Consider the following 13,583-nt stretch of genomic DNA (forward strand, 5'->3'; position numbering starts at 1 on the left):
AACGCAGCACCATGGCGATGGGCGGGAGTAGGACTCCCTTGCCGCGGACAGGAGGCGCCCCAGAGCGCGCTGACACGGACTCTCGCCCATACCTCGCCAGGGTGTCAACCCCGGCCGGGCGGCAGTTCCGAGTAGAAGAGTGCCAGGGCGTGTGGGTCAGGTGCCTCGAGAATGACGTTATTCAGGCGACCGATCATGGGCTTTCTCCGTTCGTCCCCTCGGCATGCTGATCGCGCGCGAGAGTGCGGGGCCGAGGTCGCCGCGTTCGCTCACGAGTACCCGGTCGAGTGTGAGCCAGTCCGCCATCGCCCGGAGTTCCTCGGCGAGCTCGGCGGCTGTTTCGTCTTCACGTACTCCTGGTTCGCCGAACGCCGCCTGGACGAGCAGGGCGGACTGCTGGCGGTCGGCCTTCAGGTCGACGCGGGCGACCAGCCGATCACCGAGCAGGAAGGGGAGTACGTAGTAGCCGTGCGTACGTTTGGCGGCCGGCGTGTAGATGCTGATCCGGTAGTGGAAGTCGAAGAGGCGCAGGGCGCGGTCCCGGTCCCAGATCAGGGAGTCGAACGGCGACAGCAGGGCCCGCGCGGTCACCCGTCGCGGCACCCGGGCCTCGGTCCAGAGGTACATCCGCTGGGCCAGCCCGTCGACGCGTACCAGTGCGAGCTCGCCGGTCTCGACGAGCTCAGCGATACGTGCCTTTGCCTGGTCCCGGGACAGGTCGAAGTAGGTACGCAGTTGTTTCTCGGTGGCGATGCCCTGCGCGCGGGCGGCGATGCGTACGAGCTCCCGTTGGGCGTCCGTGGGATTCGGCGCCGGCGCGTTCAGGACGGCGGCGGGAAGGACGCGTTCGGTGCGGTCGTAGATGCGTTCGAAGCCATTCCGCGTGGCCGTCGTGACGGCGCCCGTGCAGAAAAGCCATTCGAGAGCGATCTTGGCGTCCTGCCAGTTCCACATCCGGCCGCCTTCGGCTGTGGGGCCGCTGCTCCGCCGGCCGTCCGGGCTGGCGGCACCGGCGGCGACGGCGCCGTGGGCGGTGACCCGGTCGAGCACCTCGTGGACAAGGCCGGGTCGCTCGAGGGTCAGCCGCGTCATCCCCTCGATGACCGCCCAGGGCGCGATGATGTCGTCGTCCCAGGTGGTCGCGTAGTCCGGTGGCGGTCGGCCGGGGACCCGGGCGGAGGTCCAACCGTCCCAGACCCACCGCTGCGCGGCCTCCATCCGCCAGCGCACCAGGGGGTACGTCTGCAGGGGGAGCAGCGATGCCGCGTGGCCCCAGTACTCGAACAGCGCGCGCCGACGCCCCGACCCCCACGCCATCTGGTCCAGCAGGTCCTGCGGATAGGGGCCGAGCCGGGCGAAGACGGGAAGGTAGTGCGAGCGGCACAGGACGTTGACCGAGTCCAGCTGCAGGACGCCCACCCGGTCGATCACCCGGCGCAGGTGCCGGGCGTCCACCCGACCCGACGGGCGCGGATCGGCGAACCCCTGCGCGGCGAGCGCGATCCGGCGGGCCGTCTCGACCGTGATCTGCTCGGGTGGCCGACCTCGAACCTGGCTCTCCATGCTGCCGCCTCACCTGCCTCCGCCGCCTTGGCGTGGATGTGGCCGAATTCAAGGCCATGCGACCGCCGGGCCACAACGGCTGGACGGTAGTCGGCCACCCTGACACCCCCTGTCGGGGGTCTCCTGGCAGCGGGGATGGAGGGCAGGGGTCAGGCGGCGCGCCAGCCCTCGTTGTCGCGGACGTACCGGCTGCGGTCGTACGCCTCGAACCCCGCTTCGACGCATCGCAGCATCGTCACGGTCAGTCCGGTCTCGTCGGCGTCGATCAGGTTGTAGCCGTTCGGTTCGCCCTTGAGCCGATTGGAGAACGCGGTCCCGGCCTGCGCGACGACCATGCCGGCGACCACGCCGCTGTATCCGAGGTGGACGTGGCCGCCGAGCAAGAGGTCCGCCCTGTGCCGCAGGCGCCGGAGCGCGAGCGCCGACCCGCCGACCATGCCGCGGGACCGTCCGGCCGTCGTCAACAGGAACGGGTGGTGCGCCACGACCACCCGCAGGTCGCCGGGCGCCGCGGCGTCGAACGCCTCCTCGATGGCGGCGACCTGCCGGGCGCTGATCCGGCCCCGGGACCAGTCCGGGTGGGGTCCCCAACGGCGGGCCGTGTTGACGCCCACGGCGGCGAGCCCGTCGGCGGTGAGGGAGACCGCCGCGTTCGGGTCGGTGGCGGTGATGTGCCGGCGCCACCGCCGCCACGGCCGCGCGAACCGGGACCACACCCGCCATCCCGGCAGGTCGTGGTTGCCGCAGACGACCAGGGCCGGCGCCGGCAACTCGTCGAGAAAGGCCTTCGCGGCCGCGAACTCCCGTTCCCGCGCACGCTGGGTGAGATCACCGCAGACCGCCACCACCGTCGGGCGCGCCGCCCGCAGGTCGTCGAGCAACACCTCGGCGATCCGCGGGATCTCGCGACCGAAGTGCAGGTCGGAGATCTGCGCGATGCGTACGGTCATGATGTCGTGGTACCGGGAGCGAGGACGGCAAGGGCGCGTGGCTGGATGTCGTAGCGCAGGGGCATCTCCAGTTGGACGATCTCCCCGTCGTTCATCACGCTCATCATCCTGAGCCGCGACGAGACCACCTGCACGGTCCCGCCTTCGTACGTACGCAGTCGACGGTCGGTGAGCCAGGTTCCCGTGGGCACCTTCGCCGCTATGCCGAGAAGGTCCCAGCGGGTCCGGTCCCGGGTGACGTAGACGACGAGGCGACCGGTGTCGAGGTGGTCCCTGTGTGGTGGTCCCGGCCGCGGGGTCAGGGGGTTGTTCGACACGACCATCGCCCTCGTACGCACGACATGCTCATGCCCGTCGACGACAACGGCCAGTCGCATCCGGGGGTACCGCCGCCAGATCCGGATCGCACGCGCCCACAGCCGGAGCAGCGACAGTCCGATCGTCCCGCGGGACCGTTCGCGGATCCGGCCCAGGTGCGGCATGATCGCCAACGCCGAACTGCACAGGAACACCTGGCCGTTGACCCGTGCCACGTCGATCAGCTGGACCGGTGCGGCCAGGAGGGCGTCGACGGCGGCGTCCGTCTCCTCGGGGATGCCCAGGTCGCGCGCGAGCAGGTTCATGGTCCCGGCGGGTAGCACACCGAGTGGTACCCCGCTGCCCGCCGTGTATTCGGCAACCGACCGAATCGTCCCGTCCCCACCGGCGACGATCACGGCATCCGGCTGGTGGGCAAGCAGCGCGCGGACGTCCTCGGGCAGGGTCGCCGGCTCGAACGCCTGGAGCTCCGCGACGATGCCCCGCCTCGCGAACAGGTCGGCCAGGCGATCCTCGACAGGTTCCGCCTCCGCGGAGCCCGACGCCAGCGCACCCGAACGTGCGTTGTAAACGACCGCGATCCTGTGCACGTCTGGCAGTCTATGCAGGCTCTCTCGCCGGCGATGCGACCGACAGTGCGCGGAACGCCGAAGCACTTCCGGACCGGGACTGCCCACCGCGAACCGGAGCCAGGATCGGTGCGTACCGGTCACGAGTACGGGGCGGGCGTGTCTCCACCCCCGGGACAGGTGCCGGCGCCACCACTGACAGAACATGAGGATGACCATGAGTGGAGCGACGACACAAGGCGAACTCTGGGGACGCCGTCCGCGTGACTGGGCCTATGAGCAGGAACGAGGCGCTGGTGGGCTCGCTGGCCCCGGACGGCTCCAGCCGGCAGAACAACGTCACGCGCTATCTGGTCGGGATCACGCCGTCGCCCCGGCTGCTTTAGCCCAAGGCCGTCACGAGCACGATCACCAACGCCAGGGCGGTGTCGAGCACAAGACAGAACTCGGCCATGGAACGGGCCACGACCCGGTTGGTCCGGTGGTGATGGGCGTCCCAGGCCGCGTGCCCGAGGAGCCCGGCCGCGACGAGGTATCCGCCGAGATCTGCGTTGATGAGCATCGCGACCACCGCGGCCGCGCCGAAGCCCAGCAGGGCGATGCTCTGTAACGGCAGCCCGTACGTGGGGCGGATCGCGCCGCTCAGCAGTCCGAAGATCGCGAGGGCGACACCGCCGCCGAGCAGGATCCAGGTGGCATCGACGCGGACGTCGATGAGCTTCGCCAGGGTGATGACGACGACCGTGGCGAAGAACATCGGCCACGCCGCGGCCGGCTTCCGTAGTGCCGCCGCGCCGATGTAGACCACGGCGGACGCGGCGAGGACGGGTGCCAGGTCGACGCCGCTCGCCAGATCGAAGGCGACCAGGGCGGCGAAGCCGACTCCCGCCAGTGCGGGCCAGCGGCGGCGCAGTGGGCCATGGGTACTGGAACCTGGTGGCGCCGTGGGCTTGGTCTCGGTCATCGTGGTCCCCAAACCTCGAGCAGTGCTGTCCCGCATACCATAGGGGGGTATGGTGGCAGGCGCAAGTGACCAGGGTTCAGCGCGTGCCTGTCGGCGACTCGAGTGGGCGAGATCCCCTTATGGGCGGCGGTAGGTGAGCCGGCGAAGCACCACCTCGAACGCCCCCCGCTGGCCGGCGGCGGCGGAACTGTCGACCATGGAAGCGCCTTAGGGGGACGGGTACGCCGCGAGTGCGGTGCCGAACCTGCGGAGCGCGAGGGCGAAGAAAGGCTGCGACGCGCGGGCGAGCAGGGTGGGAACGCCCGGGACGCGGCCGAGCACCGGCCCCGGGTCAAGGTCCTCACGCCACGTCACGCGGCACCGGTCGCGCCCCAGCGGCTCGACCGCGAACGTGCCGGTTCCGCGGAGCCACCGTCCTTCGTGGAGTGTGACGCACCTGCGCGGTGGTTCCCAGGCGACGACCCGCATCGGGTCGGCCACGTGTATCGGGCCGAAGCCCGTCACCGCCTCCAGCCGGGTGCCGATCCCGTGCGTCGGGCCGGGAAGCATGCGTACGGTCGTCGCCGGCATCCACTCACTCTGCCGTTCCCAGTCGACGAGGAGCGACCACGCGCGCTCAGCCGGCGCCGCGATCTCGCGTGTTCCGACGATGACCACACCAACGAGCCTAGAAGTGTGCGCGCCCGGACGGCGCACGAATAGTTCGGCTTCGGCCGGGCGACGAGCCTTGTCGTAGATAGTTACCTCTGCTTGTCTCTTGTCGTCAGGATTTTTCGCCGGCCGGAGTCGTGGAGGAGTGCCCGTGAGAATCAGCCGTCGCAGCCTGCTGTCCGTCGTGCCCGCCGCTAGCCTGCTGCCGGTGGCCACACCGCGACCGGCGGGCGCCCGCACCCCTGCCGACACCCCCGCCGATTCCTCCACTGCCTCCTCCACTTCCGTCGCCTCCTCCACCACCGCGGCCGCCGACAGCGCGCGGCTGCTGGACAACACGCGCGGCATCTTCGCCGGCACCCCGGAGTCGAACGCCCGACCCGAGGTCGCCGCCAAGCTGGCCGGCATCGACCGGGCCGCGCGTACGCACCTCGCCGCGATGGACAACGCCGGCGACGGCGAACTCTTCGCCGGCCTGCCCCTCGGCACCAGCGATCCGAACCTCACCACGTCGTTCCGCAACCTCTCCGACATCGCGCTCGCCACCCGGACGCCGGGCAGTGGCTCCGACCTCGACGGCAACCTCGACGTGCAGCGCCGGGTGATCGACGGACTGGTCTGGCTGCACGACACCTACTACGGCGACCAGGAGAAGGGGTACTACGGCAACTGGTTCAACTGGGAGATCGGCATCTCCACCCACGTCAGCAAGGCCCTGGTGCTGCTCGCCGACCAGGTGCAGGCGTACCGCCCCGGCCTCGCCGAGACCTACGTCGCCGCCATGGACGCCTACCTCCGCAACGGCAAGGACGGCGACGTCGACCTCGACTCGCGCTTCCACACCGGCGCCAACCTGGCCGACATCACGACCAACCGGATCCTGCAGGGGGCGGTGCTCGGCGACGACGCGCGGATCGCGAAGGCGCTCGCGGACCAGCTCACCGTGTTCGCCACCATCGATCCGTACGACCTGCAGCACGGTGTCACCGACGGCTACTACGCCGACGGGTCGTTCATCCAGCACCACTCGGTCGCCTACACCGGTTCCTACGGCCGCGGCCTGCTCACCCGTGTCGTGCAGACCATCAAGATCCTCGACGGCACGACGTACGCCCGAGGTGAGGAGCTGGTCGCGGTGGTGCAGGGCTGGGTCAGGGACGGGTTCGCACCGCTGATCTTCGAGGGCTGGATGATGGAGGTCGTCAAGGGCCGTGCCGTGTCGCGGACGGGTACCGGTTATGCCGACGTCCGCACGATCGTCGAGGCGATCGTCGACCTCGCCGACTACGCCGCCGGCGGGGACGCGGCCGCACTCCAGGGCTACGTGAAGTCAATCGCGTCGACGTCGCCCGTCGCGCTGGACCCGACGAGCTTCGTGTCACCGGTCAGCGTGGCCCGCTACGCCGACGTCCTCGGCGATTCCGGCATCACGCCGGCGGACCTCAACCCGCCGGCGCGGACCGTGGCGTTCAACGCGATGGACCGCAACGTCCACCGGCGTCCGGGCTATGCCTTCGCGTTGGCGCGGAGCTCGGACCGGATCAGCAAGTACGAGTACATGAGCGGCGAGAATCTCCTGCCGTGGTTCCAGGGCGACGGCGCCTACTACCTCTACCTGGCCGGGCAGGACCAGACCCAGGCGTACGGGATCGACTACTTCTCGACGGTCTCGCCCTACGCGCTGGCAGGCGTCACCGCGCCGGTGGAGCAGCGGAGGACGATTCCGGAGCTCTACGGCACGCCGTACTACGACAACCCCGACCACCCGTTGAACTTCACCTCGTCGTCGGAGTCGCAGAACACCTACGTCTACTTCCCGCGCGGGACCAACCGGCACTGCGGCGGCGCCACCCTCGATGCGTACGGCGTGGCCGGGATGGTGCAGTCCGACGACGTTGCGTACGTCGACAAGCAGAGCGGCATCCTGCCGGACGACTTCGTGGTCTACCAGAACGCCACGGCCACCAAGTCGTGGTTCATGCTGGACGACGAGATCGTGGTGTTGGCCGCGAACGTCGGCGACCCGGCCGGCCGCGCGGTGACGACGAGCGTCGACGCCCGGACCGCGGCGCCGTCGGACGAGATCGCGATCAGTGGCGCGCTGCGGGACGGCGGCGCCTGGTCGGGCCCGGGCACGGGAGCGCTGGCGTGGTTGCGTTACGCCAACGCGAGCGAGGGCACCGCGGTCGGGTACGTCTTCCTCGCGCCGCGTCACGTGGCGGTCGGGCTGGAGACCGTGACCCGTAGTCGCCGAGTCGTGCGTACGTCCAACCCGGACACGCAGGTGACCCGGCAGGTCCTCGGCGTCTCGATCGACCAGCCCGCCGGTGCCGCGCCGTCGTCGCTGGCGTACGCCCTCGTGCCCAATGCCGGCGAGGGCCAGCTGAGGTCGTACGCCGACGGGCCGCTCACCGTGCTGGCCAACAGCCGGAGCGTCCAGGCGATCCAGCACACGGGGCTCGGGCTGACCGCCGCCAACGTGTTCGCCGACGGTCGGCATGAGGCGGCCGGGATGAGCATCGACGGACCGGCCTCGGTGATCATGCAGACGCGGCAGGGTGGCGAGATAAGGGTCGCCGCGTCCGACCCGACGATGGAGCGGGCGACGGTGAGCGTCCTGCTCCGCGGCGCCCCGCTGACGGTGGTGTCGGCGGACGACGGGGTGCGGGTGCGGCGCGTCGCCGGCGGTACGTGGGTGGAGTGCGACACCCGCCATGCGTACGGTCACAGCTTCAGAGTCACCCTCCGCCGCTAGAACACGAGACGTTGGCCCCCGCCCACCCGGACCGGCTGGCGACCGCATCGGTCAATGTGCTACTCCACCATGGCGTGGCGGACTACAGTGGCCGCACGTCGTGCAGGAGTGGATCTTGAGGAGCTCACATGGTCAAGAAGGCCGTCACTCTCGCGGTTTCCGTTCTCGCCCTTCTCGCCCTCTCGTGGAGTCCCGCCGCTGCGATCACCGACGGTGAGCTCGACGGCGACGGCCATCCGTACGTCGGTCTGATGGTGGCGCATGACGCCCAAGGCAATCCCCTGTGGCGCTGCAGCGGCACGCTCCTGTCGGCAACGCTCTTCCTGACGGCCGGCCACTGCACCGAGTCTCCCGCCGCCCACGCGGAGATCTGGTTCGATGCCGACGTCGAGTCCGGCATCCCCGCCAACGGCTACCCCGACAAGGGTGATGTTGGTGGCACGACATACACCCATCCCAGCTACGATCCGGACGCCTTCTATCGGTTCGACCTCGGCGTGGTGGTGCTGAGCCAGCCGATGAAGATGAGTACGTACGGTTCGCTGCCCAAGCAGGACGTCCTTGACGCGATGGCCTCCAGGCGCGGCGCCCAGGACGTCACGTTCACCGCGGTCGGCTACGGGCTCCAGGAGAGTTTCCCCGACCAGGCCTCGTTCCTCGCCAACAACCAGCGCGTACGTATGGTCGCCCGTCCGCATCTCCTGCAGATCAACACCGGTTTCACCGGGGACTACTCCATCCTCCTGTCCAACAACGCGAACACCGGCGGAACGTGCTTCGGTGACTCGGGCGGCCCCAACTTCATCGGCAACTCCAGTGTCGTCGGTGGAGTCACCTCCTTCGGCATCAACGGCAACTGCGCGGGTACCGGCGGGGTGTACCGCGTCGACCGTGCCGACGACCTCACCTGGCTCCAGTCCGCGTTCGGCAGCCACCTCCGTTAGCCGCCGGCCCGTCAGTTCGTCAGGTTGTCCTTGACGATCTTGTTTCCTCGTCCCCTGTCGACGATCTGGCCGGTGGCGTTGTCGCGCACGATGTTGTGGGTGACGATGTAGTTGCGTACACCTGGTCCGATGTGGATGCCCTCGCCGAGTTGCCGGTTCGGTTCACCCTCGGGGGAGCCGTTGTCCGACACGATGTTCGCGTTGATGATCGCCTCACTGACCTGGTCGCCCAGCAGCGCGATCCCATGTCCGCCGTTCTTGCCGAGTCCGTTGTAGAGGACGTTGCTTCCGGTGATGATCCACTTCCCGGAGCCGGCTGCAATTCCGGAGCCGTACGCATTGAAGATCCGGCACCCGTCCACGATGACGGTGTTCAGCCCTCGGCGGTTCGGTGCGGCGGCGTCGGGGTCGCTGCGGTAGTTGATGTTGTTGCCGTGCGGGAATCCGTCGCTTGGTGGCGGATCCGGTGTTCCGAAGACGTTCCGGCCGCTGGCTGAGACCCAGGTGTTGTTGAGGTGGAGCAATGCCACACTGCCCGCGGAAACGTCGAGACCGTGCCCGCTCGCGCTGTCGATGAAGCATTGGTTGAAGAAGATCTCCCGGTTGATGGTGCCGCTAAGTGCGTCGTCGATCAGAACGTTGGTCTCGTTGACGATGACGTCGACATCCTCCAAGACGATGCCGCCAGAGCTTCGACCGATGTGCACACCGACGCTGCCCTTCTCGAGATCGGCGATGACCCGCGAACCACCGATGAGCCAGAACCCCGCACCGTAGCTCTGGTTGGGCTTTCCGTGCAGTGTCACACCTGCGTGGTGCGCGATCGCCATGACGTTGGAGAGTACGCAGGTGTCGAAGAACCGGAAGTAGAACGCGTCGTGCAACGGGCCGGGACCGACTTCCTGCGGTGCGGCCTTCACGTCGTCGATGCGGTAACGCTCGGCGTGTTCGCAGAAGATGCCGGCACCCGAGACCTTGCGCACCGCCGCCGTCACCGCGAAGTGTTCGAAAAAAACGTTCCGTACTGGCGTGCTCGGGTCGGGCGTACCAGCGTAGATGATGTGTCCCTCAGCAGCGGCGCCTTGGATGACGCTGCCGGCACCGATGCCGACGAGTCCCACGTTGGACTTCTCGATCCGCAGCGTACGGCCGACGCGATACAGACCCGAAGGGAGGAAGACGACGGCCCCGCCACCCTGCGGAAGGCCGTCGGCGGAGGCGGACGCCGCGTCGATGGCGTCCTGGATAGCAGGTTGGTCGTCGGCGTTCCCGTCGCCGGTGGCGCCGAAGTCGCGGACGTCGTAGTAGGACCGCAGTCGTTGCTCGGGTGCCGCGAGGGCCGGGCGTGGGGCCATGGCTCCGGCGGCGCCAAGCCCGGCCGCCATGCCGGCGGCCACGCCAGCTCCGGTGAGGATGCCCCGTCGGGTGGTGCGGTCAGGTGGGTCGCCAACGGTGTGACGGGAGTGCGTTCGCCGAGACATGGGTGGGCCTTTCACGGTGGCGGCGGACATCCTGTGGAGGGTGAAGGAGGCGGACCGACCCGTCAACGCGTACCGGCCGGCGTTGGCCAGCGCTGTCCGGAACGTGCGGTGACACGGCCTACGGAGCAGGACGGCACGTGGGCGGCCCGAGAACCTCCGACAACGGACGGCCCTGTGCCTGCGCCGGTGGCTCCGTGCCAAGCAGGGCCGCGATCGTCGGGGCGATGTCGACCAGCTCCGGCGAACGCGGCGCGACCTGACGACAGAAGCCGGTGCCGGAGACCACGAGTGGCACCTCGATCTCGGCCAGGCTGGCGTGCGAGCCCTGTTCCTTGCCTTCTGGAAGGTCGCCTGTCGCGAACGCCCAGGGCGGCTTCGCCTCGATCACGAGGTCGCCCTCCTTCTCGCTGGCGTGCAAGGCTCGGAGGTCGTCGCGGTCGAGGACACGTTCGACTTCGGGCAGGGCCTGCAGGGCTTGGACGATCGCCGTCCGTGCTTCGTCGGTGGCGGCGGCGCCACGCAGCGCGACCGTGCCGGTGCGGATGAACGGGACGATGATCACGTCGGTCTCAGGCCTCGGCGACGTACCGGAGGGGACGATCTCCGGCTGGTGTCCGAGCTCAGCGATGGCCTGCAGGACCTGGGGTTGCAGCGTCCGCGTCCACTCGGTCATGCCGTGGTCGGAGGTCAGGATGAACGCGGTCTCGCCGTAGATGCCGACGTCCTTGGTGGCCTGGACGAGGCGGCCGAGTTGGCGGTCCATCTCGGTGAGGAGGGGCGGGAGATTCGGCGAGTTCGGGCCCTCGTTGTGGCCGAGGCTGTCGACGTCACTGCAGTAGACGGCGAGGAAGTCGGGGATCTTCGGCACGGTGACCGGAGCACCGTTGGAGTCGACCGGCTGGCGGTGCAGGATGGCACTCGCCGCGTCGACCCTGGCCGCACACGACCCACCAGGTTGGACGTAGAGATGCTCTTGGTCGCCGTAGGTCGCGCCGAAGTTCTGCACCATGTACCACTGCACTGAGGCGAACGTCCTGCCTTCGGCGGCGAGCCGCTGCGCGATCGTCTCGGCGGCGAGGAACCTGCTCTGACCTTGGACGCGGTTGGTCTGTGGGTCGTAGACGTACGCGACGTTGCCGTGGGTCTCCGGATAGGCGCCGGTGGACATCGATGCCCGGGATGGATTGGAGATGGTCTTGTAGGTCCCGCGGGCGATCGAGAGGCTGCCTCGGTTGATGAGCGCGTCGAGGTGGGGCATGGGTGCCTGACCGATGTAGTCGGGATCGAATCCGTCCCAGTCGATGAGGACCACGTGCTTGGGGTGCGGTACGCGGACGCCGTCGGCGGAGGTCGATGGTGGTACCGCGACGAAGGCGGTGAGCGCGGCGAGCGCGGCGATGATGCCGAGCAGGGATTTACGCACGCCACGACGGATGAGCGGACGGCGGAGACGGCGCGCCACCTTGGTCGTGGGGCGTGGAGTGGACCGTGACATGGGGCAGCCTCCAGCTGAGAGTCCGTACGCAAAGACCCCGCGACGCCCAGATCCCGACCGGGCGTGCTGGACGGTAGGTGAGGGTGATCAGGCGGTCAAGGAAGCTGGCCCAGTACGGACGCAAAGTCCCGTGCCTCGGTCCGGGCCGTCGTCTCGTCCGACCAGTGCAAGACGAAGAACCGCGCGCTCCTACGTACGAAGCCTGTTGTTGCGTTGGGGTTGCCTTGTCTTGTCGATCCATTCGGGTGGGATGAATTCCGGCTGCCCGTCGTCGGCGACGCGTATCTGCCAGGCTCCTTGGTGGATGAGGCGGTGGTGGTGGCCGCACAGGAGGACGCCGTTGTCGACGGTGGTGGGTCCGCCTTGGAGCCAGGCGATGATGTGGTGGCCTTCGCACCAGGCGGGTGGTCGGTCGCAGCCTGGGAAGGCGCAGCCGCGGTCTCGGAGTTCCAGCAGGCGGCGGGTCTTGCCGACGAACAGGCGAATGCCGTCAGTCAGCGCTTCGTCACCGTTGAGCGTGCCCCAGAGGCTGACCTTCGCGTCGCACGCCATGCGTTGGGCGGTACGAGCAGAAATCGGGGTGCCCGTGCGGAGCAGGGTGGCGTGGCCGGTGCCGTCCGCCAGGTTGGTGTCGGTGATGGTGATGACGAGGTGGGGTCTCTCGCCAGCGTGGGTGGGTGATTCGCCGGAGTCGAGATAGCGACGAAGTAGTTCGTGGAAACCGTCGCCGAGGCGTTGGCTGGCGGTGCGGGTATCGGGTCCGTCGGCGTCGGTGGGTCGCGGTTTGGCCAATGGCTCGATCGCGGTGCGGAGCATGTCGGCCGTTTCGGCGTCGAGTTTTCCGCGGAGGAAGCTCGAGGTCGAGTAGGGGTCGTCGTGGATCGACAGTTCTCGTTGGCGGGCTGCCCTGGCTTCGTCGTCGGCGAGCTTCTTTGCCAGGATCCGGTCGGCGAGATCTGGGTCGACTGTGTCGAGAATGGTGGTGCCGATCCGGGTGAGATCCTGGGGGTGGAAGACCCGGGCGTGGTCGAGCATGGCCCGTTCGGCGTCGAACCGGACGTCCGGCCCGGCCTCGTAGGGCAGGTTGCGGATCGTCTGGGCGATCGCGTCGGCGGCCTCGACGTCGATGTCACCGGCGTTCAGAGCGGTATGGGTCATCGCCAGTGTGGTGTCCAGATCGCGGGCGAGTTTCACGCGTCGGCTGGCCTTGCCGGGACGGATCCGCAGCAGCCCGGACAGCCAGGTGGCGGTCGAGGTGGCGCCGGCGGTCCTGCCCAGATCGCGCCGGTCGACCTCGCGCACCGCCGCCAGGGACGCGGCTTCAGCTTGGGCGAGCAGACCCTGCAGATCGACAAGTAGATCGACCAACTCGTCCTTGGCCATCGACCACAACACCGGCGGCAACTCCTCGCCAAGCCGGGCACGCATCCGAGACACCAGCACCGACAACCCGTGTCGCGGCGCCTCTGCACCGAAGCCCTCTGCACCGAAGCCCTCTGCACCGAAGCCAGCACCAGTCGAGCCGCAGCCCGCCTCACCGAAGCCTGAGGCACCCGCCCCGGCAGCGGTGCCGTCAGGGCCTGCCTCTGTGGCGGTGGCGGTGCCGCGGGTCGCGGTCGTGGTGGCCGTTTCCATGATCCCAAACCTAGACCACCGACAGCCCAATCCCGGAATCCCTGTAAAACAAGGACTGTCCCATGATCATGAAGGGGGAGAGGCGCTATACGCCCGAGAACCTTCATGATCACGATCATGATCACGGGAAGGAGTGCGCGCAGGAATGCGGGCCCACCGCCGCCGCGGACAACCGCTACCGCGCACAACTGCCACCGCGGACATCGCCCGACATCGTGGCTCTGAGGAGAGGGCCGTTCTCGTGACATACTTGGCGGT

Annotated in this window: 10 protein-coding genes; 2 read left to right on the forward strand and 8 right to left on the reverse strand. The window is 68.8% G+C overall.

Translation table 11 applies throughout. The features are described from left to right. Positions 1 to 177: 177 nt before the first annotated feature. From ABN034_RS22255 to ABN034_RS22275, 5 genes are all read right to left on the reverse strand, one after another. Positions 178 to 1,563 (reverse strand): winged helix-turn-helix domain-containing protein, encoded by a 1,386-nt coding sequence (locus ABN034_RS22255; RefSeq protein ID WP_349692939.1) that lies wholly within the window; start codon positions 1,561 to 1,563, stop codon positions 178 to 180. 149 nt (positions 1,564 to 1,712) lie between these two features. Continuing rightward, entirely contained in the window at positions 1,713 to 2,513 is an 801-nt protein-coding gene (locus ABN034_RS22260; RefSeq protein ID WP_349692940.1) for a metallophosphoesterase family protein, read from the reverse strand. Beyond that, positions 2,510 to 3,421 (reverse strand): diacylglycerol/lipid kinase family protein, encoded by a 912-nt coding sequence (locus tag ABN034_RS22265; protein ID WP_349692941.1) that lies wholly within the window; start codon positions 3,419 to 3,421, stop codon positions 2,510 to 2,512. Before ABN034_RS22265 ends, ABN034_RS22260 begins: the two co-directional genes overlap by 4 nt. Positions 3,422 to 3,782: 361 nt before the next feature. Continuing rightward, entirely contained in the window at positions 3,783 to 4,364 is a 582-nt protein-coding gene (locus tag ABN034_RS22270; RefSeq protein ID WP_349692942.1) for a hypothetical protein, read from the reverse strand. Positions 4,365 to 4,571: 207 nt separating this feature from the next. Next, entirely contained in the window at positions 4,572 to 5,021 is a 450-nt protein-coding gene (locus ABN034_RS22275; RefSeq protein WP_349692943.1) for an SRPBCC family protein, read from the reverse strand. Between the two features lie 145 nt (positions 5,022 to 5,166). Here ABN034_RS22275 and ABN034_RS22280 point away from each other — a divergent pair, with 145 nt between their 5' ends. Together ABN034_RS22280 and ABN034_RS22285 are read left to right on the forward strand one after the other, a co-directional pair. Beyond that, a complete protein-coding gene (locus ABN034_RS22280; RefSeq protein WP_349692944.1) occupies positions 5,167 to 7,770 on the forward strand; it encodes a polysaccharide lyase family 8 super-sandwich domain-containing protein in 2,604 nt (867 codons plus the stop codon). Between the two features lie 128 nt (positions 7,771 to 7,898). Next, positions 7,899 to 8,714 carry a trypsin-like serine protease gene (locus tag ABN034_RS22285; protein WP_349692945.1) on the forward strand — a complete coding sequence of 272 codons (816 nt, stop codon included), beginning with the start codon at positions 7,899 to 7,901 and terminating at the stop codon, positions 8,712 to 8,714. 11 nt (positions 8,715 to 8,725) lie between these two features. Here ABN034_RS22285 and ABN034_RS22290 read toward each other — a convergent pair whose 3' ends face one another. The 3 genes from ABN034_RS22290 to ABN034_RS22300 all read right to left on the reverse strand — a co-directional run bounded on the left by ABN034_RS22290 (position 8,726) and on the right by ABN034_RS22300 (position 13,325). Beyond that, complete coding sequence (locus ABN034_RS22290) at positions 8,726 to 10,195, reverse strand: right-handed parallel beta-helix repeat-containing protein (RefSeq protein ID WP_349692946.1); 1,470 nt, start codon at positions 10,193 to 10,195, stop codon at positions 8,726 to 8,728. A gap of 118 nt (positions 10,196 to 10,313) precedes the next feature. Next, a complete protein-coding gene (locus ABN034_RS22295; protein WP_349692947.1) occupies positions 10,314 to 11,618 on the reverse strand; it encodes an alkaline phosphatase family protein in 1,305 nt (434 codons plus the stop codon). A gap of 261 nt (positions 11,619 to 11,879) precedes the next feature. Continuing rightward, positions 11,880 to 13,325 (reverse strand): HNH endonuclease signature motif containing protein, encoded by a 1,446-nt coding sequence (locus ABN034_RS22300; protein WP_349692948.1) that lies wholly within the window; start codon positions 13,323 to 13,325, stop codon positions 11,880 to 11,882. Positions 13,326 to 13,583 lie beyond the last annotated feature (258 nt).

It is taken from the genome of Actinopolymorpha sp. B11F2, from assembly GCF_040195635.1.
Taxonomy (GTDB): Bacteria; Actinomycetota; Actinomycetes; order Propionibacteriales; family Actinopolymorphaceae; genus Thermasporomyces.